This is a genomic window from Pedobacter sp. ok626 (genome assembly GCF_900100435.1).
GTDB lineage: Bacteria > Bacteroidota > Bacteroidia > Sphingobacteriales > Sphingobacteriaceae > Pedobacter.
The window spans coordinates 1-26,217 of sequence record NZ_FNEX01000008.1; the positions used below are offsets into that span (position 1 = coordinate 1).

At 38.7% G+C, this 26,217-nt stretch carries 22 protein-coding genes and 1 tRNA gene; 3 read left to right on the plus strand and 20 right to left on the minus strand.

Annotation, left to right across the window (positions count from 1 at the left end; all coding sequences use genetic code 11):
- Together BLS35_RS28070 and BLS35_RS27520 are read left to right on the plus strand one after the other, a co-directional pair.
- A partial coding sequence (locus tag BLS35_RS28070) for a hypothetical protein (protein WP_217634947.1) occupies positions 1–187 on the plus strand: 187 nt, incomplete at its 5' end.
- A 47-nt stretch (positions 188–234) separates the two neighbouring features.
- On the plus strand, positions 235–417 hold the full coding sequence (locus tag BLS35_RS27520) for a hypothetical protein (protein WP_139205885.1): 183 nt from the start codon (positions 235–237) through the stop codon (positions 415–417).
- A gap of 190 nt (positions 418–607) precedes the next feature.
- Here BLS35_RS27520 and BLS35_RS12550 read toward each other — a convergent pair.
- From BLS35_RS12550 to BLS35_RS12615, 14 genes are all read right to left on the minus strand, one after another.
- Positions 608–687: transfer RNA gene (locus BLS35_RS12550), tRNA-Leu, on the minus strand.
- Positions 688–746: 59 nt separating this feature from the next.
- Positions 747–1,031 (minus strand): DUF3817 domain-containing protein, encoded by a 285-nt coding sequence (locus BLS35_RS12555; RefSeq protein WP_090781465.1) that lies wholly within the window; start codon positions 1,029–1,031, stop codon positions 747–749.
- An 86-nt stretch (positions 1,032–1,117) separates the two neighbouring features.
- Positions 1,118–1,654, minus strand: coding sequence for a Fe-S protein assembly co-chaperone HscB (hscB, locus tag BLS35_RS12560; protein WP_090781467.1), 537 nt, complete (start codon positions 1,652–1,654; stop codon positions 1,118–1,120).
- Positions 1,655–1,659: 5 nt separating this feature from the next.
- Complete coding sequence (gene rseP, locus BLS35_RS12565) at positions 1,660–2,994, minus strand: RIP metalloprotease RseP (protein ID WP_090781469.1); 1,335 nt, start codon at positions 2,992–2,994, stop codon at positions 1,660–1,662.
- Positions 2,995–3,022: 28 nt separating this feature from the next.
- Positions 3,023–4,183 (minus strand): 1-deoxy-D-xylulose-5-phosphate reductoisomerase, encoded by a 1,161-nt coding sequence (locus tag BLS35_RS12570; protein ID WP_090781471.1) that lies wholly within the window; start codon positions 4,181–4,183, stop codon positions 3,023–3,025.
- The gene (locus BLS35_RS12575; protein WP_090781473.1) at positions 4,184–5,713 is read right to left on the minus strand and encodes a GH3 auxin-responsive promoter family protein; all 1,530 of its coding nucleotides are present in this window, start codon (positions 5,711–5,713) and stop codon (positions 4,184–4,186) included.
- A gap of 9 nt (positions 5,714–5,722) precedes the next feature.
- Entirely contained in the window at positions 5,723–6,508 is a 786-nt protein-coding gene (locus BLS35_RS12580) for a hypothetical protein (protein WP_090781475.1), read from the minus strand.
- Positions 6,505–7,473, minus strand: coding sequence for a glycosyltransferase family 2 protein (locus tag BLS35_RS12585; protein WP_090781477.1), 969 nt, complete (start codon positions 7,471–7,473; stop codon positions 6,505–6,507). The genes BLS35_RS12580 and BLS35_RS12585 overlap by 4 nt, the downstream gene beginning before the upstream one ends.
- 3 nt (positions 7,474–7,476) lie before the next feature.
- Positions 7,477–8,430: a glycosyltransferase family 2 protein gene (locus BLS35_RS12590; RefSeq protein WP_090781479.1), complete on the minus strand. Its 954-nt coding sequence runs from the start codon at positions 8,428–8,430 to the stop codon at positions 7,477–7,479.
- A 154-nt stretch (positions 8,431–8,584) separates the two neighbouring features.
- Positions 8,585–9,829: a TlpA family protein disulfide reductase gene (locus tag BLS35_RS12595; protein ID WP_207909112.1), complete on the minus strand. Its 1,245-nt coding sequence runs from the start codon at positions 9,827–9,829 to the stop codon at positions 8,585–8,587.
- Between the two features lie 23 nt (positions 9,830–9,852).
- The gene (locus tag BLS35_RS12600; RefSeq protein WP_090781481.1) at positions 9,853–11,187 is read right to left on the minus strand and encodes a RagB/SusD family nutrient uptake outer membrane protein; all 1,335 of its coding nucleotides are present in this window, start codon (positions 11,185–11,187) and stop codon (positions 9,853–9,855) included.
- 14 nt (positions 11,188–11,201) lie between these two features.
- On the minus strand, positions 11,202–14,786 hold the full coding sequence (locus BLS35_RS12605) for a SusC/RagA family TonB-linked outer membrane protein (protein ID WP_090781483.1): 3,585 nt from the start codon (positions 14,784–14,786) through the stop codon (positions 11,202–11,204).
- Between the two features lie 143 nt (positions 14,787–14,929).
- Positions 14,930–16,117 (minus strand): FecR family protein, encoded by a 1,188-nt coding sequence (locus BLS35_RS12610; protein ID WP_090781485.1) that lies wholly within the window; start codon positions 16,115–16,117, stop codon positions 14,930–14,932.
- 79 nt (positions 16,118–16,196) lie between these two features.
- Positions 16,197–16,757, minus strand: coding sequence for an RNA polymerase sigma factor (locus BLS35_RS12615; protein WP_090781487.1), 561 nt, complete (start codon positions 16,755–16,757; stop codon positions 16,197–16,199).
- A gap of 180 nt (positions 16,758–16,937) precedes the next feature.
- On the opposite strand from BLS35_RS12615, the gene BLS35_RS12620 reads away from it, so the two are divergent.
- Entirely contained in the window at positions 16,938–18,626 is a 1,689-nt protein-coding gene (locus BLS35_RS12620; RefSeq protein WP_090781489.1) for a sensor histidine kinase, read from the plus strand.
- Between the two features lie 61 nt (positions 18,627–18,687).
- Here the strand turns inward: BLS35_RS12620 and BLS35_RS12625 are convergent, their stop codons facing one another.
- The 6 genes from BLS35_RS12625 to BLS35_RS12650 all read right to left on the minus strand — a co-directional run bounded on the left by BLS35_RS12625 (position 18,688) and on the right by BLS35_RS12650 (position 25,865).
- Positions 18,688–19,266 carry a DUF4199 domain-containing protein gene (locus tag BLS35_RS12625; RefSeq protein WP_090781491.1) on the minus strand — a complete coding sequence of 193 codons (579 nt, stop codon included), beginning with the start codon at positions 19,264–19,266 and terminating at the stop codon, positions 18,688–18,690.
- 19 nt (positions 19,267–19,285) lie between these two features.
- A complete protein-coding gene (locus BLS35_RS12630) occupies positions 19,286–19,954 on the minus strand; it encodes a hypothetical protein (protein ID WP_090781493.1) in 669 nt (222 codons plus the stop codon).
- Positions 19,947–21,218 carry a dihydroorotase gene (locus BLS35_RS12635; protein WP_090781495.1) on the minus strand — a complete coding sequence of 424 codons (1,272 nt, stop codon included), beginning with the start codon at positions 21,216–21,218 and terminating at the stop codon, positions 19,947–19,949. Before BLS35_RS12635 ends, BLS35_RS12630 begins: the two co-directional genes overlap by 8 nt.
- Complete coding sequence (locus BLS35_RS12640) at positions 21,215–23,263, minus strand: BatA domain-containing protein (RefSeq protein ID WP_090781497.1); 2,049 nt, start codon at positions 23,261–23,263, stop codon at positions 21,215–21,217. Before BLS35_RS12640 ends, BLS35_RS12635 begins: the two co-directional genes overlap by 4 nt.
- Before the next feature lie 21 nt (positions 23,264–23,284).
- Complete coding sequence (locus BLS35_RS12645) at positions 23,285–24,862, minus strand: L,D-transpeptidase family protein (protein ID WP_254778857.1); 1,578 nt, start codon at positions 24,860–24,862, stop codon at positions 23,285–23,287.
- Positions 24,863–24,926: 64 nt separating this feature from the next.
- Positions 24,927–25,865 carry a peptidoglycan DD-metalloendopeptidase family protein gene (locus BLS35_RS12650; RefSeq protein WP_090781499.1) on the minus strand — a complete coding sequence of 313 codons (939 nt, stop codon included), beginning with the start codon at positions 25,863–25,865 and terminating at the stop codon, positions 24,927–24,929.
- Positions 25,866–26,217: the final 352 nt, after the last annotated feature.

The window sequence follows — 26,217 nt, forward strand, 5'->3', positions numbered from 1 at the left end:
TTTTTTTTTCTCTGTTTCCTTGTTTCCTGCTTTCTTTCAAGATATCGCTCAGCGCTCCCTGCTACCTTTCTGCTTCCAGCATATTCCTTACAGAGCAGCTCTCCATTCGGAGTTTTCTGCTTTCTTTACGATAGTCCCATTTCCGGTAGTACTACTCGGACATTTAATGTTCAGCCCTTCCTTCTAAAAAAAAAAAAAGTACTATGGCCTCTGCTGACTTCTGCGGTGGCAGTTATGTATCACTACATAACCTTGTTCCTTCGGGAGGCGCATCCCCCTCCGGCAACTACTCGGCAGACCTCCCCGGGTAAGAACGCAAACTTTCTCTCCATATACCTGTCGAATGTACAGCAGGATGTTTCGGATAGTTTAGGGCTTTGTTTTGTTATGCAAACTCACCCACATCCAACTGCCTAATTCGCTTCCTGTTCGTCAGGCCAGAGATTTACCGCCGGCTTCCTTCAGATTCCTCCTCGCGGAGGACACCCTTGCCTTAAGTTAACGCTTCCCACTATCAAGGTGCGTTCGGGACTTCCACCCTAGAGTTTGCGCCCGTGCCGGGCGCACATAAAAAAAGCCTTAGATTTCTCTAAGGCTTTAGTCAATGTACCCAGCGCCGGAGTCGAACCGGCACGGTTTCCCACAGGTGTTTGAGACCAGCGCGTCTACCAATTCCGCCAGCTGGGCATTTGCTTATTCAGCGGGTTGCAAATGTATGAATTGATTTCATATTTGCAAAATATATTTTAATTTTCTTCTTTAAGCTTTCTATCTACCAAAAAAGGGGCAAAAGGAAGCAATGAAGCCACTCCTATCAATGCAGATTTTTTGAAACTCCATTTATACTCCACCCATGCCATAATTAAAAACATGATGTAAAGCACAAACAGCAAGCCATGAGCCCATCCTGTGTATTTAACAGCCAAAGGCATCTCTGCCCAATACTTCAATGGCATGGCAATAAAAATCAGCAGAATGTAAGAAACACCTTCAGCTATAGCTACTTTTCTAAAAATTGATAATGTATTCATCTAACAATTGGTTTGAAGCCGAAATTACCTCAAATAAACAGTGTAAAAAAGCTTGTAAATGCTTTTTTACACTGTCTTAACAACTACTACAGACTAGCCGTTGCTTTGTTTATACTTTCACGTATGCGCAATAAATACTTATTGCGATAATATAGATCCTTAATTGATACCAGAGCAGCAGCTTGTTCAGCTGCATCCTGACGATCAAAAGAAGTCGTTAATTTTAAAATTTCATCTGCAATACTCTTTTCAATCAAGGCTACTTCATCTTTAAGCGCTGCTAAACGAGCTTCATCAGGATCGAACTGCAAATCCATCAAAGCTTCATTCACATCCATCATATCCATTAAAAACGACTGTGGAAGCACGTAGTTTTCAGCTTCCGTTAATTGCCCCTTTAATTCTAAAATATAGTGCAAACGTTTTTGAGGATCACTTAAAACCTGGTAAGCCTTATTATTCAACGTACTCATTTCTAGCACCTCAGCCTGCTTTTTTTCAGATTCGTTGATGTAAAAATCAGGATGATACTTTTTACTCAAAGCATAGAACTGTTGTTTTACGGCTGCTGCATCAGGATTAAAACTAATCGGCAGACCGTAAAAACCAAAATAATCAGTCATGTCCTTTAATGTTTAAAGAAAGCTTTAAAAATATCGTTGCCCAATACAAATACCATTAACGACAACAACATTACAAAACCAACAAGCTGAGAACGCTCCATAAATTTATCGCCCAGAGGTTTTCCTTTAATCATTTCAATAACTAAGAAAACAACATGTCCACCATCCAATGCAGGAATTGGTAACAAGTTCATAAATGCCAGCGCAATTGAAATAAAGCCTGTAGAAAGCCAGAACTTAGTCCAGATCCACTCGCCGCCATAAACCTTACGTGCGATCTCAACAGGACCAGAAAAAGCCTTATTCGCTTTAATATCACCCTTTAAAACTTTCCAGATCCCTTTAGCATTGTCGCTAAAAGTTGTCCAGGCTTGTTTTATACCAACTGGTAATGCGCCCAATAGGCTATATTTAAGGGTCTCTTCCTTAAGCTCTTTATAATTAAAGTTAATTCCAATTGTACCCATTGTATCTACGGGAACTGCATAAGTTAAATGCTCAGTTCCACGATTCACCTCAAAAGTTAGGGTTTTGCCTTTAAACTTAGGAATCAATTCTCTTACATCTGCATCATATTTAACTGGAATCGAATTTACAGCAACAATACGATCACCCTTTTTAAGACCTGCTTTATCCGCTGATTTTCCAGGCACGATGCTGTCAAGCGTTGTAGTTAAAAGTGGCATTCTGCTAATAAATCCTTCTACTCCAGAATCAGCTATCTTATTTAAGATATTGTCAGGGACTTTAATATCGATGGTTTTATCGCCACGTACAATAGTTAAATTACTGTTGCCCATCAAAACTTCAGAACTAGTCAATTCATCAAAACGAATTACCTTATTCCCATTCACAGCAATAATTCTATCCCCTTTTTGCAAGCCAAGCTCCTTACCAACAACTCCAGGATTAACACCATTAATCGCCGAACTATTCGCAATATAGGTCTCGCCATAAGCAAAAGTCATGACCCAGAAAATAATAATACCAACGAGGATATTCACTACTACACCGCCAAGCATAACAATTAAACGCTGCCATGCTGGTTTTGACCTAAATTCCCATGGCTGTACCGGTTGTGCCATTTGCTCTGTATCCATAGATTCATCTATCATACCTGCAATTTTAACATAACCACCAAGAGGTAACCAACCTATTCCGTACTCACAATCTCCTACTTTTATACTAAACAGTTTCAGTCCCCAGGCATCAAAAAACAAATAAAACTTTTCAATTTTAATTCCGAAGGCACGTGCCGCTAAAAAATGTCCTAGCTCATGTAAAATTACCAAGAACGATAATCCCAACAATAGCTGGGCCGCCATAATCAATCCACTCATATTTTTCTTTTAATATTCTATTTTGATCTTAAAAATTCTTTTTTGTTACCAGTTGACCCGCAAATATACGTGTATGCAGGTCTGTTTCTAAATAATTACTCAGACTAGGCTGTTCGATAAAGCCTATCCCCTCCATACAAGCCTCAATCACATCACTCATTTGTAAGAAACCAATCTTGTCTTGCAAAAAGGCTTCTACCACCACCTCATTAGCTGCATTGATGATACAAGGCATATTCCCCCCTTTATGCAAAGCGGTATAAGCCAAATCAAGATTTCTAAACGTCTCCAAATCCGCCTTATAAAAATTAAGCTCTGGATAGTCAATAAAATTGAAACGTTTAAAATCACTAAATATTCTATCTGGGTACGCCAAAGCATAATGAATCGGCAAATTCATATCCGGCAAACCCATTTGCGCTTTCATTGATCCATCATTAAACTGTACAAGCGAATGTACAATAGATTGAGGGTGTACGATCACGTCGATCTGATCTGCTTGCAAATCAAATAACCATTTAGCCTCAATCACTTCAAGTCCCTTATTCATCAACGAAGCCGAATCTATGGTGATCTTTGCCCCCATAACCCAATTTGGATGCTTTAAAGCTTCAGCCTTTGTAACCCCTTTAAGAAAAGAACGATCCTTACCTCTAAAAGGTCCACCCGAAGCTGTAAGGTAAATCTTTTCAATTGAATTTGTAGACTCACCAACCAAACATTGAAAAATCGCCGAATGCTCAGAGTCGACTGGAATAATTTCCACCCCATTTTCTCTTGCTAATCGTGTAATCAGGTCTCCAGCAACAACAAGCGTCTCTTTATTGGCCAATGCAATATCTTTACCAGCCTTTATTGCAGCGATAGTAGGTTTTAATCCTACCGATCCAACGATTGCAGTAAGCACGATATCTACCCCATCCAAAACTGCAGCTTCGCACAAAGCTTCTTCTCCGGCCAGAACTTTAATATCTGTCCCTGCCAAAGCCGTTTTTACGGTTTGATATTTACTTTCATCCGTAATTACAACCAGTTCCGGTTTAAACTTTAAAGCCTGCTCAATTAACAATGCGGCATTTCCGTTCCCCGTTAAGGCAGAAACCCGATATAAATCAGCTTTCCCTTCAATAACATTTAAAGCCTGGGTACCTATAGACCCTGTAGCACCTAAAATGGATATATTTTTCAATTAAACTCCCCTCTGTTCTTCGTCACTATGACGAATTATAAAACTACTTAAATCATCCGCTATCTTCCTGTCGTTGGCAAGCCGTGGAACTTTATTTTGTCCCCCCAACTTTCCCTGTGTCCTCATATAGCTTACAAACGCATCTTTTTGTAAAGAACGAATGATCAAAGGTTGCAATATTTTACCCTCAATAAGGTCAAAATAGTAAATATTCTTCTTTTGCAAAGCCTCGTCCACCTTTTTACTAAAGGAAACCATGTCTGCAGGTGGACTAGAAAACTCTACAAACCACTCATGATAAGGCAATTCACCTGCTGGCGTACTCACCTGCGGCGCAACTGTAAATTCGGTAATCCCAACTCCTTCTTCATTGGCAACCGACAATATAGCATGTTCTACCTCTTCGCCAATCACGTGCTCACCAAAGGCAGATATAAAATGTTTAATCCTGCCAGTCACCATAATTTTATATGGATCCTTTGACACAAATTTCACGGTATCACCAATCACATATCCCCAAAGGCCGGCATTAGTATTTAAAACCAGTGCATAATTAGTATCCAATTCTACTTCGCCCAAACTTAAGCGGGTAGGATTATCATTGTAAAACTCATCCGTTGGGATAAATTCATAAAACATTCCGGCATTCGCCAGTAGCAATAAGCCTTTATCTTGCTGACTATCCTGATAGGCAATAAAACCTTCTGATGCAGGATAAGTCTCTATAGAATCAATCTTTCGGCCAATGCTGGCTTCAATTTTCGACCGATAAGGTTCGTAATTCACTCCACCGTAAACAAACAATTCGAAGTTAGGAAAGATGTCTTTGATCTTTTTACCGCCCGACTTTTCTGTCAGTTTATCGAAATACATTTGTACCCAGGGTGGTATCCCCGAAATCAGGGTCATATCCTGATCTATTGTTTCTGCCACAATAGCATCAACCTTTTCTTCCCAATCCTCGATACAATTTGTTTGATAAGAAGGCAGGCGGTTCTTCTGCAAATAAGCAGGAACCAAATTGGCCACAATACCCGATAAACGACCTACATGAATGCCATTCTTTTTGCTCATCACAGGACTCCCCTGCAAAAAAATCATCTTGCCGTCAATAAAACGCACATTCCCTGTTTCATGAACATAAGTCAATAAGGCATTACGGGCAGCCTTAATATGCTCGGGCATAGAAGCCGCAGAAATAGGAATATATTTTACACCTGATGTTGTTCCGGATGTTTTTGCGAAATATTGTGGCTTACCCTTCCACATCACATTCTTTTCTCCCGCAACTACTCGATCTATATAAGGCCTTAGCTCTTCGTAATCACGTATAGGAACATGCTTTTTAAAGTCCGCGTATGTTTTTATCGATGCGAAATGATGGTCTTTTCCAAAAGAAGTACCCTTAGCCGCAGCCACAAGCTGCTTAAGCGTATCCTCCTGAGCCCTTACTGCATTTTTTTTCCATTTATTAATACCTTTTACTACAAAGGCAGCAAATGGCTTACTTAATGCCGCTTTTAATCCCATAAATATTGATTAAACTATATTATGAATAATATCGGGTTCACCCTCACCTTTGTACTCGCTGATCATTTTTCTGTAGGCAATTGTTAATGCCACACTTGATAATGGAACAATGATAAACGAACTCAAAACATTAATAAAAAATGCAATGACAGGCCACTGTAAATAACTAACAAACAAGTACAGCAAATGAAAACCGCCCAGTACCAATAATAGCAATAAGATTTTGGTAAAATTCCCTTTAGTAATGGCTAGACTAAATTTGATAGACGAAAAAGGAGGCAGATTCTTATCAATGATAAAGAAAGGGAAGAAAGAAATTCGTATCCAGGTAATAAATATGGCGATTATACCCACCGAAATGGCAATATTGGTAATGACGTCCATATTAATTCCGAGGTAAATAAAAGGGAATGCGATTAATATCACTAGCGAGTAAACACCAATGATACATAGCATAAAGTATAACATGGCAACCAGAAATCTGATGATTTGTTTACGGGTAGGAATTGTGCTTACAATGCTCACGTTTAAATCGTCGTCCAAAAGATGAAAGATGTATTTGAACAGTGAAAGGTTAATGGTAAAATAAAACATAATGAAGAAAAATGCCATCAATATGCTCAATCCCATGTTAACATCCTTTAAAAAGAATGCCATTAAGCCAGAGGCATTGGAGGTAATGAACATTAAAAAGCAAAGTGTAGCGATGGAAAAGTAATTCTTCTTGGTCACCGTCCAAGCCTTGCTGATTACTTCATTTGTAGCAAATGTACTTTCCTTTAAAAACTCTATCATTGTTGTTTTAATACTATTCTTTTAAAAAAATCCTGCATAAAACCTAAGCCATAGGCTGTCAGTTGAATAAACGCAGCAATAATACTCAAAAATGCAACCTTTAACGATTTATTAACCCGCCATGAGTGAAAAAATATCAACATCAGGTATAACAACAATATAAAGTTACACAAATACGCTAAAGGCTGATAAAATATATTCATCAGCACTGTAAATATCACGCCGCAGGTAAATACTGCCGGAAAGAAGTGCACAAGCTTCAACTCTGCCGGAAAATGTTTATAAATATTTATCCTTGCCCGTCCAAAAAAGTGCAATTGTTTATAAAACTGTGCAAAACTTGTACGTCGTTTATGGTACACTACAGCCCCCGGGATCAATCCGATCTTAAATCCATTAGCATGAATTCGAATGCTGTACTCGATATCCTCCCCTAACCTGGTTAAAATAAAACCGCCAACTTTTTCCCAAACCTCGCGCGATACACCCATGTTAAAACTACGGGGATGAAACTGTCCCATATGTTTTTTATTGCCCCTGATTCCGCCAGTAGTAAATGGGGAAGTCATGGCATAACTGATAGCCTTTTGTATTGAAGTAAAGCTTTTATGCGCGGCATCCGGCCCACCATATGCATCCAACTTATGCTCAAATAGATAATCCTTAACGGTCTCCAAATAATCCGCAGGTATCAGACAGTCGGAATCAAAGACTACAAAATAATCGCCTTTGGCACGCTCAAAACCATAATTCCTTGCAAAACCTTGGCCCTCGTTGGGTTTAAAAAAATACTTTACATCCAGCTTGTTGGCATACTTCTCTACAATGGCCTTTGCATCATTTACAGATCCGTCTTCTATCACCAGAACCTCAAACTGCAAATAAGTTTGCTTAGTCAAGGTATTCAGCAATTCGTCAATTTCTTGAGGACGATTATAGAGCGGAATGATTATTGAAAAAAACATGGATTATATGATCTCTTTTTCAATCAAATAATGGTTACGTTCGGTCGCATTTCTGGTCACCAGCTCGGCCACAAAGCCTGTTAAAAACAACTGCGAGCCCAGGATAATGGCCACAAGCGCTATATAAAATAAAGGCTGGTCGGTTACATCCCTTTTGTAAGGGGTACTCATCCAAATGTGATATAATTTAACACCAATCAGCCAGATCGCCATAAATGTTCCTAAAAGAAAGCTTAATACGCCCAGGGACCCAAAAAAGTGCATTGGTCTTTTACCAAACTTACCGACAAAGAAGATAGACAACAGATCCAAAAATCCGTTGATAAAACGGCTAAGTCCGAATTTAGTTACACCATACTTACGTGCCCTATGTTCTACAACCTGCTCTCCTATCTTTTTAAATCCTGCCCATTTAGCAATAACAGGAATATAACGGTGCATCTCTCCGTAAACTTCAATGGTTTTCACCACATCCTTACGATATGCTTTTAAACCGCAATTGAAATCGTTTAATTTTATGCCCGACATCCGACGAGTTGCCGCATTAAATAGTTTAGTCGGGATTGTCTTTGTAATCGGATCGTAGCGTTTCTTCTTCCAACCCGAAATGATATCCAGTTTCTCTTCGTTTATACGACGATAAAGTTCTGGTATTTCATCTGGACTATCCTGCAAATCGGCATCCATGGTAATGATCACATTTCCTTCGGCTGCAGCAAAGGCTACATTTAAAGCTGCTGATTTCCCATAATTCCTTCTGAATTTAATGGCTTTTACAGCATCGAACTCCGTTTTCAACTCTTCAATAACCGCCCATGACGAATCTGTACTTCCGTCGTCTACAAAAAGAATCTCATAAGAAAAGTTATTTTCCCGCATTACCTTGGCTATCCAGGCTGTTAATTCGGGAAGAGACTCGTCTTCATTATATAATGGGATGACTACAGAAATATCCATGTGTGCTTATAAACGCTAAAAACAAAATGCAAACTTAGAGAAATAAAATGTCCTTCCATTAAATCCGGAGAAAATTTTATCTGATAAACAGATGCCGGCCTTCAATTGAAAGCCGGCATCTGTTTAATATTTAAAACTAAAATATATTTGGAGGCTACTTTAGTAGCATATCGAACTGTCTCCGCAATTCAGGATCAGATGGTCTCTTCGCATCACCAGAAACAATTTTCCCCGCCGGATCAATCAGAATAAACCTTGGAATAGAATTGATGTTATACTTCTTCACAAAATCAGAACTAAAATCCTTATCGGCCATCAATTGAATACCTTGCAATTTATTATCCTTTACATAACTGATCCATTTGGCTTTATCAGCCATACGATCAACCGACAGACTTACAAAATGGATATTTTTGCCATGGTAATCATTTTCTACCTTAGTTAAGAATGGGATTTCCGCTTTGCAGGGTCCACACCAGGTAGCCCATACATCAATGTAAACATATTTGCCACGTAAGGATTTTAAAGAAATCTGCTTGCCGTCTACATCCGTATAATTAAAATCAGGTGAAGCGACATTGGATGACATATTTTTATAATTGGTATAGGTCTCTTCTATCTCCTTTTTATAAACAGGATTGCTCACAACTGCCATAAAATCTTTGTAAGCATTTTCTTTAGCCTCAGCATTTTTTACAGATTTAATCACTGTCCCAGTAGTGGTATAAAGTAGGTATTCTTTAATAAAAGGATCACTGATCTCTGTACTTACAACTTTAAGCATCGCTACATTGTCACCCCCGTAACCAAGAGCCGTATTGGCTGGATACTTTTTACGTTGCACACTTTTAAGATAATCATTTAACCATATCCTGTATGCTCTTGAAGTTTTAAACAATGCACCCTCATTCACACTATTGCCACTTCCGATTATTGTTTCAATACGTTCCCTATCCTCACTACTAAGTCTTTTCGGAAAAGCAAGTAATCGAGCAGAATCGATTAGCTGATAAAAGTTAGGAGCAGACCTCTTTTCTTCCATCACACGATACATTCTCTCCATTGCGGCTGAATCTGTACCGTAATAAATCTGGTACCTATACAACAAGGCATGACTATAAAACAAAGCATCCTTTTTCTTAAGCTCCCTAAGTTCAGCACTTTTTTCTTTACTGATTTGTTTATCATAATCTGCTTTAAATGCATCGACCCTATTGAGCAATGAGTCAAGCGGAAACTGAAACGCTTTATTCAAATATTCACCATTGGCCATGGGTATGTACTTTGCCAGAACCTTTTCCTTATCCTTTAATAAGTCGTCCGTTAATTCCTTTTTATTCTGTGCAAAACTAAAAAGCGATGCAGCGGTTAGTATAGTCGTTACAATTATTGATTTCATATTTATATTTTATTGTAGAATAATTAATTGATTTCCATTTGAGGATTAAAGCGTCTTACCCGTATAGGTATCTGGAAGGTGTACTCTTTGCTATGAGGCTTTAAAGTCGACAATACATCTCCGGTTTTCTTATTGAGACGAATCACTTCAGTCATGCGCCCCTCTTTGTCCAGTCGCTTCATATCCATCCAGCGCTGTCCGCTATAAGCAAGTTCACGTCTGCGTTCGGCAAGCACACTTACCAGTGCAGCTCCTGGATTAGCAGCAGTCAAATCTTGATAGTCCGCAGTTTTAATCCTTGTCTTTCTGATTTTATTAACCATTTCCATTGCTTTCGTCACATTATTATCCCTTGCGGCCGCTTCGGCAACATTTAGATAAAGCTCCTGAAAGGTAATTCCAAAATTTGCCCTTCCAGGAGGCGCCCCTCGATATACCCCTTTAGCATTGGTACCCGTAAGTAAAGCGTAGCGAAGATCAGCCGCATTAAAATAAGTTTTCAGTTCGTCTGAGTATAATAAAAAGGTAGGAACACCATAATACTCACTTGCACGCTGCCATAAAATTTCCGGGTTTAAATCGGTAACAGGCATGCCCCTACTGGAAGTATAATTATTATAGTTCAATAACTGGTGAGTGGCCTTAAGGCCTAGCTCAGCATACTTTGCTGAATTTGGATAATCAGCCATGTACAAATATATTCTGGATAATAAACCATAAGCAGCAGCCTGAGTACCACGGTACCTGTTAAGGTTACTTGTTGGCAAGTATTCTGCAGCCAGTACGGTATTATTAACGATAGTATCCAGAGTTGCGAGAAGCTTGGAACGCGGAGGTGTAGATTCGGTTACATCACTGGAAGTTACCAATGGAAGACCAGGATCTGTTGCTGCAGTTGCAGGATCATAAGCTTTAGCAAACACTGTCAGCAAGGTAAAATAGGCCTCTGCACGCACCAATAAGGCCTCGCCCAATACCTGCTTCTTCTTTTCGACAGCGGCTTCCTTAGCTTGCATTGCATTTTTAATGATCACATTGGCATCATAAATAACGCGATACAACTGCCCCCATATGATAGGGCTCACCTGGTCATTGATGTCAATTTCTCTACGCCAAAAGTACATATTCGCAACAGTACCAGGAATTACAGGTGAATACTCACCATAATAATCATCTGTGCAATACATCAATGCCGACGGAAATGTTTGCGTCATCGTTGGCGAGTTTAACATATTTTCGTAATCCGAGAGCTTTTCAGGAAGTATCACTCCTTTGGGCTTAACCTCTAAAAAGTCTTTACAGGAAGCTATACCCAGCAACATTAACGCGCTAAATATGTAGGATAATATCTTTTTCATATCAATTGGGTTTATTAGAAATTAGTAGATAGTGTTAAACTATAGAATGCCTGTTGCGGCAAAGACCGGACTCCGCTTCTTCTGTCAATTGATTCTGCGTCTATGTCGTTTCCACTAAAAGTATATTTGAAAGGATTTTGCGCCTGAAAACGGATTTGCGTATTAGTAATACCCGCTTTCTTAAGCCTCTCACTTTTTAGGTTATAAGTCAGGATAATATCCCTTAACCTAATGTAATCCGCTTTCCTCACAAAACGATCACCATATGTGTAACCATATTTCGCTGCAAAGCTATAATCTCCCGGCGTACCATATTCCGGAAACCCAGGAATAGTGGTATACAGCTCGTCTCCTTTTTGTTTCCAGTAATTCGCAGATCCTTTTAAGGCATAACCATAATTTATGTCGTCAGGATTTGGCTGTTGCACACGCATCACGTGTCCACCATAATACATAAACAAGAATGAGAAATCAAACGCTCCAGCGGAAAACTGGTTATTTAAGCCAATTACATACTTTGGCGTGGTTGTTCCACTATATTTCAGGTCTTCAAAATCAACATCTACAATGGCATCACCATAGGTATTCATAATTTTGACATTTCCATTTCTATCATATACGCCTGGCTGACCTTTGTCATTTAAGCCGGCGTACTTATAACTAAACAGGGCATCCATTGGATAACCTTTCTGAAGGTTTGTACCATAAACTATATCATAAGAGGAAGTTTTGTCTTTTGTTTGAACAGCGAGAACTTTATTCTTATTAAAGGACGCGGTTATTCCTGTACGCCAGCTGAAACCTGTTGAGTTGAAATTCAAACTATTGATCATCAGTTCAAGGCCTTTATTTTCTATAGCTGCGGTATTGGCATTGTATTGATTGAAGCCTAGTGTTGGATCAGCAGACATGGTTCCAAATACATCCTTTGTTTTTTTATAATAAAGGTCAACAGAGCCAGAAATTTTCCCTTCCAGCAATCCATAATCTAAACCGAGGTTGTAACTCTGCGTGGTTTCCCAGCGAATAGACTGGTTCTCTGGTGAGGCCACATCATAATACAATTGAGAAGTATTAAATACGGTGTTTAAACCAGAATTGAGTAGCAGAAAGGGACCGTTAACACTACTTGGCACATTTCCATTGAAGCCAGTCGCAGCTCTAAGTTGTAAAGTGCTGATCCAGGTAAGTGGTTTGATAAAGTCCTCTTCCCCTAGCACCCAGTTCAGACCTGCAGACCATAATGGTGTATTTTTATACTTAGGGTCAACTCCAAATAGGTTTGACTGATCTATACGCAAACTTCCTGTTGCTACATAACGACGGTCGTATACGTAAGTTCCCTGTCCATAAAATGAACGGAACCTTCTATCGTTAGACGATTCAGAAAAATAGTCTGTACTTCTAAACCTCGTACCATCATAGGTACCTAATTCAGAGAAAACTGGTGGCGTACTCGTATTCAGCACCTGCAAATTTACCGGCTTATTAACCAGTGACTGCCCATCATAACCAAAAAAAGTAGTTTTATAAGCGTCAGCCTGTGTTCTTCGCTGTTCAATCCCCAAAATTCCAGAAATATTGTGTTTCTTGTCTTTTGAGTAATAGTTCGCATTAAATTGTCCGCGTAAAGTATAAGCCACATTTCTTATGGTCTGTTTGCTTAAAAAATCACCTTGTGGTAAATCTGTAAACAAAGGTGTTCCCGTTACCGGATCTTTCTTTGCCTTTATGTTCACAATATACCGAACCCTATAAGTCTTATCTGTTCTCAAGTAATCATTAATCCCTTGCTCGTTCTCATAGGCACCGCCTAAATCCAAGCTCAACCAATTGGTAATTTTACTATTTAAACGACCCTGGGCACGAAAAGAATTAAGTGTGGTTTTATTTGAATTGGCATTGAGTTCAGCATAAGGATAATACAACATATCGTAAAGTCCCTTTGCTTTCGCAGCTTCATTATACTCTTTGTTAATTGCGTAAAAATTATCTCTACCTTCTCCAAAAGTTGCCGGCAAAGCATTACCATCGCCATCAACCAAACGATCATAGGGCAAAAGATCTTCGTATGGTGCTATCTTACCATTTTTTCTCTGGTTATTCGTGTAACTTGCTCTAAAATCCAACGAGAATAAATTTGTCAACTGGTAAGTGTTGGCTGCATTTAAAATAATTCGGTCATTTTGAGATGCTCTTTCCTTAGGTTTTTCTGTAACGTAATTCAAACCCAATAAATAAGTACTTTTCTCATTACCACCACTTACATCAAAATTAACCTGTTTCGTTAACCTGTTTTGATAGAAGAGATTGGTATAATCCTTAAGGTTATTATATGACCCAATTGCTGCAATTTTTGCATCAGCCTGCCCCTGAGTTATCAATTTGTCATCCAGATCAAACAATACAGATCTTACCGGATCTATAGGATTGTGATCCTGATAGTAATAACGAGCGTCGTTACCTGAACTCACATAACCTTTATGAATCTGAATCATTTCTTCTGAATCTATATAATTCAGGTACCCAAAATCAGGCTTGGACTCAAAACCAAAAGTACTACGCAAATTAAAAACAGGTTTCCCCACTTTTCCACGACGGGTTTCCACAACAATTACCCCATTGGAAGCCTGAACACCATATATTGAAGCGGCAGCCGCATCTCTAAGCACCGATACAGAAACGATATCATTTGGGTTGATGGTACTCAAATCTATCTCTGTAGGGAATCCATCCACCACAATCAATGGTCTTTTTACTGCATCAAAAGTACTTACCCCACGAATAGAGATCGCACCAGAAATGCTATTGTAAACAAGACCAGGAATCTTTCCTTCTAAGTTCTCCAGAAAATTACCTGTTACCGCGGTACGTTGGTTATAATCCTTCTCGCCAATTGTACTCGCCGCACCTGTTAGCTGATCCTTTTTGATTTTCTGGTAACCTGTACTGATCACCCCTACCTCTTCTAGATTTGCATTGACAGACTCAATACTAATATTCATTACAGCTTTTACAGGCACCTCTTTAGTCTTATAGCCTAAATAAGAAATTACGATTACCGCTTTTTCATCAATTCCTGTCAATACAAAATTACCGTTAACGTCAGTAATCGCTACCCTATCTGCATTTTTAACTTTTACAGTTGCACCTGGTAAAGCCCTCCCCTGTTCATCACTTACTTTCCCGCGAACATCAATTCTTGCAAAATAGGAATTCACGATATCCAATAAGGATTCTTCTTTCATTGCAACAATTACTGCCTTATTTTTTAAGATATAAACCAGTCGCTGATTATTAAACATCTGTTTCAAAACCGTTTCCAATTGCTGCTGTTTTGCATTTATCGTTACTGGCTTTGCCATTTTCAGCATTTCATCTGAATAGAGAAAATCATAACCAGTCTGTAATCGCAATTCATCAAACAACTGTAACAATGGAGCATTCTTTGCCGATATTGTAACTTTCTGCGCAACAGTTTTAGCGCTCACCTGTATAAAAAAGGCAGTCATTATGATGATGGTTAACCTCATAATACGTAGTAATTGGCCCGTACGATAGGTTTTAAACCTATGACGGGTTAGATCATAAAAATTCATAAATTTGTTTAGTTTGGGTTGTGTTGATAATTATTGTTTAGTCGCAATTCTGATAACCGTTTCCCGAACACAAAGCCAGGGGCCTCTCACCGCCTCTGGTTTTTTTGTTCTTCTTTTTTGGCTCTCGCCGATTCAGGTAAATTTTATATCACTATGATCCGCCTCCCTTCAACTTTAAATTTCACCAATTTTGTTGATTCCAGCATTTCGAGTACATCAGCCACATTTTTATACCGGCTAATGGTGCCCCCAAAACGATCTTTACTGATTTCTCCTTTATACACTACTTCCACATCATACCATCGCGATAACTTGCGCATAATAGAAGAAAGCGATTCGCTCTTGAACTTAAAATACCCGTTCTTCCAGGCTACCGCTTCTTCAGTATCAGCCGGGTTAATCTTTATAGGTCCATCTGCCAACAACGCCTGCTGACCAGGTTTTAAAATCACAAAAGCATCGGTGGCATGCCTTAGGGGGCTATAACCTGCAAGACTAACGCGCACGCTACCTTCCAACAAGGTAGTTTTAGTTAGCTCTTCGTCAGCATAGGCATTGATATTAAAGTGCGTACCAAGTACTTCAACATCCTGTTTATCTGTTTCCACGATAAATGGATGGGACTTATCTTTTGCTACTTCAAAATATGCTTCGCCCATTAACTGAACCCTACGTTGATTAAGCCCCACAAAATCAGCTGGAAATTTGATACTCGAAGCCGCATTTAACCATACCCTACTTCCATCAGGCAATACAACCTGATATTGCCCACCTTTCGGGGTACTTATCTTATTTAAACGATTCTCATTCCCCGCTTTAGTTGATCCACCTTTCAGTTCATAAACCAATTGCCCATTCGAAGTTTTGCTAATACTAATTCCAGATTCATCGGCCACTTGGCCATTTATTGCATCCGACAAGTTAATCTGCTTACCATTCGACAAGGTCAAAATTGCTGTATTTTTACCTACAGCTATGTGCTTCGCATCAGCCAAATTATCCTTAAAAAAACCACCTGCATCAGTTTTATATAAATACACCGAAGTCCCGGCAATCAAGAGTACCGCTGCGGCAGCTACCATACGGTACCATAACTTAGTTCTTATAGGGCCACGATATACCAGTTGATTTTCTGTATTAATTTTAGACTGTATGCGATCAAACAACCTCGACTTAACATCATCCGCATTTTCGGGCTTTGATGTAAATACAACTTCAGCTTCATTATCTATATTTAATGCAGACCAGCTATGCAAATCATTCTTCTCTTCGGCAGTTGCTTTGCCTGCCAAAAACTTTTTTGCTAAACCTTTTGCTTCCTCTCTATTCATAAATTTGGGCGTTTGAATGTATAGAGTATGCGCCAGGCAATTTACCCTTAGTGCAAAATGAAAATATTTTTAAAATGCTTTAAAAAAGCAAATGCATCGAATTACCCACATTGTTCCTAATGACTTTTAGCGCCTTCGTTAAATGTGCTTCAGCTGTTTTCTGCGAAATATTTAATTCTTCTGCAACATCAGACAATGCTCTGTCCTGCAGTTTTACATATTGAAATACCAGGCGGCATTTCTCAGGAAGCTGATTAGAGAGGCTTTCAACAATCTCAAGTAACAACTTATTTTCTAAATCAGTATCAAAGGAAGTATAATCCGTCAACGTGGTCTGATAAGCCACTTCATTCACCTTATCCTTCTTATCTCTGGCCACATAACGATAAACCTCATACCTAACCATCGCAGCCAGGTAAACAGGCAAAGACTGAATATCTAATGTTAAACGCTTTTTCCAAAGCAGTACAAAAACATCCTGTACAACCTCTTCCGTGGCCTCCTGCGATTTTAATATCCTATGCGCTATGTAATATAATTTATCCCAATACCTATTATAAATCTCCTTATACACGCCATCATCCCCATCTCTTAACATGGCAGCCAGTTCACTGTCTTTTAGCTCTGTATAGGCAATCATAAATCTTCCGGCCTAAAATTAGTCAATTCGACTAGTAATCATAAATATTAATTTTGTATTTGCTCCATGCTGAAATAAAAATCAGTTTCTCAGAGGAGACCTCAGGCGCTTTTGCTTTTTCAGCAAAAGATGCCAGGCTCCGAAGAGAATACTTATTTTTATCCTTACTTTTGCACCTGAATGAAAGTTACTTACACCAAAACTCTCGCCCGAAAAACATTACTAACATTTCTTGTATTTGTTATTATTCTTGCCGTAGCAGCCCTTTTTGTGCGTAATGCTATTACTAAAAAACTAGAGGATATCTCTAAATTGGCCAGCAATATTGAACACCGGCTTAAACCGGAACAGGCACTTTTATTACTCCATCAAGCGGAAGATGACTTTCAAGAATCACTACTGGATATCAATGGACCCAAAAGCAACGACTATAAGGTTAAGCTAACGCTGGCTTTCAATAAAATAGACACCTTATTAAACACTCAAACAGATACCACTCAGCTAACCGCAGCACAAGGCAACCAGGTAAAAGTGTGGTACAAGAAAAAACTGGAACTTTCGAACCGACTCTTTGAACTTAAACACAATTTCGATTCGCTGCTAACTGTTTATGCTCAGTTTAATGGTCAGCCTAACTTAACTGAAATCAGCACGAACTTAAAAACCAGTAAAAAGAAGTTCAACACCAAAACAGATACGATAAGAAAGGCTATTTCTGTAGAGAAAAAAGGGCTTTTTGGAAGGTTAAAAGATGCGATATCGAATAAACAAGGTACAGCTACTGGTGTGGTAGAAATTAATCACAACACAAATACCGCAGAGCTGGCTACACAAAAAATTATTGCCCGCAACAAGGTTGACAATGCAAGAAAGCTACAAGAGCTGCAACAACATAATGTTAAAATGCTAAGCATGCAAAGGGAACTCATCTCCCTCAATGCGAATATCACCAATGAGCTGGAACGCATTGTAAATGATTTAAAAGACATTAACTACAAAATGGCGGATGAGTTGAAAGGTATGGCTTTTAAAAACTACCAGGAAACAACATCGTTGCTCAATAAATTTTACCTGGCTGCTTTATTCCTCGTGCTGTTATTTGCTGCATTATTGATCATTTTCATCTTTCAACTGAACAAATCGGAATTGCAGTTGCTAAAGGAAAACGAAAGGTCAGTAAATATTGCGCGACAAAAAATGGAACTACTCACCCACATGACACATGAGATCAGAAACCCATTGACGACTATAAAGGGCTTCCTTTACATATTCGCAAAAACTACACTTACGCAGCGTCAGACGGACATGCTCGAATCCATAAAGGGCTCTTCAGACATGTTGTTACGCACATTAAATGATACCTTGGATGCCGCTAAAATGGAAACCAGCGAATTAAAAATAGAAAGCGATCCTTTTAATCCAAATTTCACCATAAACCAGGTAATCGAAAGCATGAGCTATAGCGCCACAAAAAAGAAACTGGAACTCAGTTACAACTTTAAAGGCGATACGGAAGCAATAGTGCTAGGTGATGCTTTTAGATTAAAACAAATCATGGTCAACCTTGTAAGCAATGCGATCAAGTATACCAACGAAGGAAAGGTGACCATCAATGCAGAATTGCTGCCTGACGACACCCGACTACAGGTTGATATCATAGATACTGGAATGGGCATTAGCCCCGATCAACAAGCTAACCTTTTCTCTCAATATTATCAAACCAACTCCGCAAAAGGCCAGATAGGTACTGGACTAGGCTTATACATCTGTAAACAACTGGTAGAAATGCAGAAAGGAAAAATCAGCGTAAAAAGCGAGCTTGGTGTTGGCACTACGTTCAGTTTTTTTATTCCTTATCCAAAAGCTTAACGCAATAAAAAGCCCTCTTTCTGTTTAAAGAAAGAGGGCTAATAACGTTATTATTCAATAATTATTCGTTGATATAAATGATTTGTTCTTTCTTAAGAACTGCACCAAAAAGCAAGGCAATCACAAATACGATAATCACTCCGATAACATGTCCTTGTATGGTTTGCATAATGGTACCTTGATTTTTTCGTTCGAAATCAGCATTCATTTCTGCTACTTTTTTATCAACCTGCTCTTCATCAACACCTTGATTCTTCATCAATGAAGATGTAGCTCCAACTACAGTATTCTGAATCCTTTCCGTCATATCCTTTTCAATAAATTTATTGAAAATTACATTTCCTACATTGGATATGGCATATGTAACTAAAAACATAATGAAAATACCGGATGTCGCCTGTCTTAAGTTCCAGAATCCCCCGATCTTTTTCCTAAGGTCTAAGCAAAAAAGCACCGCCACAACAAGAGGAATTATTAAGCCTACTCCTATGGGAATAAGAAAAATCGCCATCATAGATTTAGCACCTACTAAAAGATAAGCGGACAGTATGCCTAATACTAACGCAATTAAACCTAGTCCGATTCCATTCTTTACTGCTTCAGGTTTTAAATTTTCTAAAGTCTTTGTATGCTCTACCATAATTTCAGTTCAAAAATAATTAGTCGTTAAACGCAGCAATCAATGAATAAACTGCAATGTCAAATTCCTTATTGGCACTATAGGTCTCCAGTTCTTTAATTACCTCTTCGTTCGCTTTTGGCTGATGGAAGAAAACCATGAATGGTACAAATAACTCTTCCATTTCCTCGCCCAACTCGATCATACCAGCATGACTGCAGATATCTTCCACACTGCTTTCTGCCAATTGCTGATTGGTAATCAGGTCTTCATAAATATGAAACTCATCCTGGAACTCATCTTCCTCTACAAGTAAAAACTCTTTAAGGAAGTCATCCAGCTCAGGCTTAATTTTTTCGTCATGACACTCATTGATATACAACAACAGGTTTAACAACTCTGTCCCCCTATCAATAGTTTCTTCTTCAATATCTGCCCATTCTTCCGAATCCAAATAATCTTCTTCCAGTTTCTTCACATCATTAGCAAAGAAATTAATCATTAACAAATCAAAGAAAACTTCTCTCAATTCATCAAAAGCAGGATGCTCATCAACAGCAGCATCAAACTCACCTACCTTCTCCAAAAACCCAAGATCCTTGCTAAACACTTCAATTAAATCCGCTTTTAGCTTAGCTGAATCTTTTCCTGAGGCTGCCGAAAACTTATCCAGTGATGCGATCAGCGCTGCTTTTACATAATTATCCATAAGATTGTAATTGTTTGTTATTGTATACCAGCTTTACTTTACCGGTTAATTTTTTATTAAGTAATGGCGAATTTGCCGATTTAGAAAAATTGTTCTCCGTATTGTACAACCACTCCTCAGTAGTACTATAGATGGTGAAATTAGCTTCGGCATCTTTTTCAATCACTGGAACAGCTAAGCCCAGCAATCTGCGTGGATTTACCGAAAGCTTCTCTGCAATCTGTCCCGCATCCAACCCAGCTTTCAACATTAGTGGCAACACGGTCTGCAAAGCAATAATGCCATAAGCGGCGATTTCAAACTCTACATCTTTAAATTCAATTTCATGCGGACGGTGTTGGGAGCTTACCGCATCAATAGTTCCGTCTTTTAAACCACTTATTAAGGCTTTAACGTCAGTTTTAGCACGCAAAGGAGGTTTCACCTTATAGTTACTATCAAAATCGTTTAGCAGTTCTTCTGTAAACACCAGATGATGTGCTGCCACATCGCAGGTAATTTTAACTCCGTCTTTTTTAGCCTTCTTAATGAGTGCCACCGAACCGGCAGTAGAAATGTTGCTGATGTGCACTGGTGCATCGTGATAAGTTGCTAAAAATATATCTCTGCTGATGTGCATCTCTTCTGCCAATCCAGGAAGACCTTTCATGCCCAGCAACACACTGTTCTTGCTTTCGTTGATTTGCGATTTACCAGCTATAGATTTATTTTCAGGATAAACCATCAGTAAACCATTTAGTCCTTTTGCATATTGTAGTGCACGACTCATGAAACCATCATCAGCGATTGCTTTTGTTCCATCCGAAAATGCAATAGCACCTGCCTGTTTCATGTCGTACATTTCAGCAAGTTCCTTGCCTTCCAAATTTTGGCTTACTGCCCCCACAGGAAATACATCTACTAAATTACCTTTTGCCTTATTAATGATATACGCGATTTCGCCTTTAGACTGAACCACCGGTTGTGTATGTGGCAAAACAGCTAATCCTGTAAAACCTCCAGCAGCCGCAGCAGCTGTTGCCGTATAGATGTCTTCCTTGGTTTCAATCCCAGGATCTCCGATAGCACAATTCAGATCAAAGAAACCCGGTGAAAGTACCGAGCCTGAACCATCAAAAATGGTTTCAGACTTCGTTGCAGTCAAGGTACCCAATTTGCTTTCAATAGCAGTGATTTTGCCATGTTCTACACGTACATCACATTTCTGCTGGTTAAACTTACTGTTGGGATCGGCAATCGTTACGCCTGTGATGAGAAGATTCATGTTGTTTGTATATTTTTTGTAGGATTAAAAAATCTGATCAATAGGATTTCAATGGCTAAGAAAACAACAGCCAAAATTAGGCAAAGTTTCCATAACTCGCTGCTGTTATTTTTCAACTCCATATTCATAGATAAGGCGTCTTTCTTAGAATTGTAAAATGTTATATTTTGTTTGTTAAATAAGGTTTTAATATCATTTTCAGTAGCATAATGCATGTCTGACTCTGTTCTATCATCATTAAATGCCACAACTGACAATACAGAATCAGCCTTCTTCAACTCATAAAAACCCGATTTCTTTACCTGATCGGCCACATATAAAAGCGTTTTTCCTGGTGTTTGTCTAAGCTCTGGTATGACTTCAAAGCCTGCAGAAACCAATTTTAGAGATTGATTACCTGTTAAGTTGATCTTTGCACTTTCCAGCACATTGCTTTTTCCAGTTACGTAATAAAATGGCTGTTCCCTATTGCTGGCAAAAGCGATCTTAAACATCAACGGGACAAAAACCGGATGTCTGGCTATATTGCCATCCTTCGCATCTAAAGAACTTGCCGACAAATACACTTTGCCTGCACCGAGATTATACCTTGCAAAAAGGAACTTGTTAAGTGGCAGTTTAAAGATATTCTCTTTATTGCTGGTATTTTGCTCTGCGTAACTAAAATATCTAGTCACAACCGGTAAGTCAATATTATCAGGAACCTGTTCAAATACATCTTTAAATACCGAATTCTTTAGATCGATTGTACTGGCTATCGCCGGACCAACATTTAACTGCTGCACAGCGGGCAAAGACAAGCCCGTCAAAAATGGAGTGTAAACCGCAGCATTCGCATCCAAATCAGGAAAGACAATAACTGACCCACCATTTTCTACATAGCGCTTTAACTGCTGAGCCAATCCAGAAGAAGGCTCTTTCAATCCATCCAGTATAATCAGACTATATTCGGGAAAGTCTGAATACCTAATGTTCGACTCCGGCATTTCTGTAAGCTTAAAATAAGCATCAGCCGAAAAAAGTGAACGAATATATCTTTCTGTAGGCTTACCACTAATGCTCAACACCCTCAGATCTTGCGCTACCTTGAAGGTAAAATTCAATTCATCATCAAAGCTGAGTGGAAAATCCTTTATACTTAACAATCCTTCTTGCCATCCACCTTTTAGGCCGCTAAAAGACAGCGTGTCTTTTAGAGTCTTCCCAGCTGGGATATTCACGTTGTCAATTGCCTTTTGCTGCTTATTGATGGTTAATTTTAAAGGTACATCTACTGCATCCTCATCGCCATAATTGTGCAACTGCACCACAAACTGTTCTGTTTGATTGGGCAAATGAACTGGCGATATACTCCAAATGCTATCTGCAGATATGTTAGGCAAACTATTCGCATTTAACTTTATAAATGAATAGCTGATGTCCTTATTCGTCTTAAGGGCTTGTGTGCCCACAAAGTTCTTTTGAAAATCTGAGAGCAAATAAGCCTGTTCATTTTTATTTGTGGCATTATCAGTCTCCAAACGATTGATCACCTGGGCTAAAGATCTACTCGCTGCCGAAATCTTTATACCATCCAGCAAACTCATAAATTCCTCCTTATTTACGGCCCGCTGGTGTTTACCCTCGAAATCATTAGTCAGGAGCTTAAACTGATCGGTCATAGCGTAAGCCTTTGCAATTTCTTTGGCTTTGCGCTTTGCTTCTTCCAGTAAATTTCCTTCCTTATTCAGGCTTTCCATACTGTAAGAATTATCTATATAAATGCTGATCAGATTACCCGCTGCATTTTTATGAGGTTGATTGGATGAAGGGATAAAAGGTCTGGCAAAAGCCAATACCAGGAAAATAATCGCCAAGACTCTGCATAGCAATACCAGCAAATTCTTCAGCTTTTCTTTAGACGAATTTTGCTCCTGAACAGCCGTAAGAAACTGAACGTTACTAAAGTAGATCTTTTTAAATTTCCGGAAATTGAATAAATGAATTACAATAGGGATGGCTATTGCCAGTAGTGCTAAAAGAAAACCTGGGTATAGGAAATTCATTAAAAAACAAAGTTAATACTTTTACATGAATTTCTTCATAGCTGCGTATAAAGTTTCGTCTAAACCATAAACATCTTCCCTAAATTGTATTACCCCATTTTGAGGCCATGCGGTGATGTAATTGATAATCAATGGCACTCGCTTTTTGGCCCCGAACCATTTAGGTTTTAACTTGAATGTGTTTAGTGTATCGGCTTTCTTTGCCATCTTTTTATTGAAAACCTCCATTTTTGTGGTATCAATTGGCGGCAGGTTTACTTCCATCCTTAGCTGATCATACTGATACTTATCTTTCACCATCATTTGCGCAAACTCTAAAGGTTTTTCTACCCGTACACAACCATGACTAATGGCTCTATTGCCACGAGCAAATCCACTTTTGTTATTGGTATCGTGTAAGTAAATGCTCGACCCATTGTCGAATATAAATTTAAATTTACCCAGCGCATTCCCTTCACCAGAACCTTGCTTAAACTGATAAGGTAGTTTTTCTCTTGGATACTTACTCCATTGAATTGTATCTGGATCGTTAACCTGCTTCCCTTTATAATAAACCTTAATGTTGTTATTGGACAGATAATATGGATCTCTGACTGCCTGCCAGTAGATTTCATTTCTAGCAATACTTACCGGGATATTCCATATTGGATTTACCTGAATAGAGTTTAGTTTACTGTACAATATTGGTGTTTCATGATTTTTCGGCTTATCGTCCAGGTTACCCGTTTTAGCGTACAGCTTTATTTTTTCAGCATAATCCTTTTCACGTGGAGCACCCACACATACTTTCATATGGCTTAAGGTATCTTGTTTGTCAAACCAGGTTAAAGAAAAATCAGGAATATTTACTTCAACATACTCCTCTCCAAGATCGGGTAATTTCCACCTCAATCTTTCCATATTCACCTGGATGGTTTTTAAAGCCTGATTATCCTTATTCCCCTTTTTCTCGAGCTTCAACATTGCTTCCTGGAGTTCACGATATTTCTCAGAACTGGGTTGAATGGAAATAAGTAATTTTGGCAGGTCTTCAGTACCCAGCACAGCCGTCATACCTGCACTATCAGGTCTTTTTACTGGCACATAATAGCGCGATAATAACTTACGCGGGTTTACACTACCATAGTAAACAAAATTATTGTACTTAATCAGACTCTCGGCCGCGTTCAGTTCCAAATCTGCAACTACAGGATACACCTCAGCAATGGATTTGAATTTATTGTCGGTTAGTACTTCAAGTAGCGTTTTTAATTTCTTATACCCAAATACTTCAGGATTAAAGCCGTGTTGTTCGCTTCTGCTTATGTAATTTTTAAGGGAATCTAATGCACCATTCACAAAATACTTAGTAACCAAGCGTGGCTCAGTGTTATTGCGGAGATAATACGTTTTAATTGTATTCGGATTAGAGAAATTGCCCTGCAAAGAATCTAAATGTCTTTTAAAAATGACGTTATATTCGGCAGTATCAAATTTCTTATAGAGTTTATTGTCAAAATGCTTGGCCAAAACCAAACCGACTTCCGGAATGTCCTTAAACCAGTTACAAGCATTCAGCAATAAACAAATAGGGATCAGTAAAAATAGGGCTTTCTTCAAAATAGTGATATTGACTGCAAAAATAATGTTTATTTACAATTACAATGCCATTAATCCAATTAAGCTACTTAATGCCCTGCTTTTTCAGTTCCTTTTTAGTCAATTCCTTTTTCTGCACTTCAACTGGCAATGAAGCAGTATATGTCTTTCTAGCTTCCAAAATAACATTTGGGTCTTCTAATGTAGAAAAACGTGGGGTAATGAAACCATATAAACTTTTGGAATTTTGAAGGGTCCTGGTCCGATCAATTTCTTTTGATTTCAGATAGCTCAGCATTAATGAAATATGGAAATCACTCTTTGGATTGGTTTTAGTATTCAGCCCAAGCGTGCTGCCTGGAAAAACAGTCTGCCCCACTTCGACCATAAAACTACCTTTTTTAAATCCTTTGTAAGTAGCAAGCGTACCATCGGCATGCTCTATGATCACACTGTTAGTTCTACTACTGTAAGCAACATCATTAGCAATTTCAGTTTCATACGAATCTTTGATATCAACCACAATCCCCTTTCTTACTGCAGTAACTGTATCCTGAAGTTTACTGTAAAAATTATAAACCTTCCAATCTGCGGGTGTCGTATTTCCAAAATATTTAGCACCTACAAACTCCGCCTCAGCAATCCTAATCTTAGTCCCCGATTTATAAGGCAAGACATAAATAAAATTCGCATCATATTTTGGCTCAAACTTCCCTCTGATATAAGTAGTCGTGTAGGAATAACCAATACCTCGTTCTGCATTTTGAGGCTTCAGGGTAAGTAAATTTCCGGAATACCCCTTGATGGTAACATCCTGCTCATTTGAACCCTCAGCATTGGTCAGATCCCCAAAATTAACAAGAACGGTATAGGTACCAGGATCTTGTTTTTCAAAGGATATATCGACACTTCTATCCGTATTTACTTTGGATGAAACCTTAATTGGACTATCCTGTGCGCTAACTTCTAATATACCAAGGGACAGAGAAAAGATTAGAGCTGTTAATTTTATTCTAGTGATCATTTGAAAGAGATAAATTCAATGCAAAGTACAAAAATTCCGACAGGTCCTGTAAAATAAATATTGAATAAGGATAACTATTTAAAGAGCGGACAGATTACCAGCGATCAGTTTCCCTACAGTTAACCCTGAATAGCCGGCCTATTCCCGGACGTTACCCGGACATTACCCGGACACTACCCGGGTGGAGCCGAGTAATGTCCGGTTAACATCCGTTAATATGCAGTGAATTAAGTTGCCATTAAGTATATTCAAAGTGAATGCTTGGCTTTATCTACTAAAATTGTATAATTAATTTGCATTTGCCATTTCAATCCCTATATTTGCAGCTCCTCATAATGCTAGCCATTGTTGA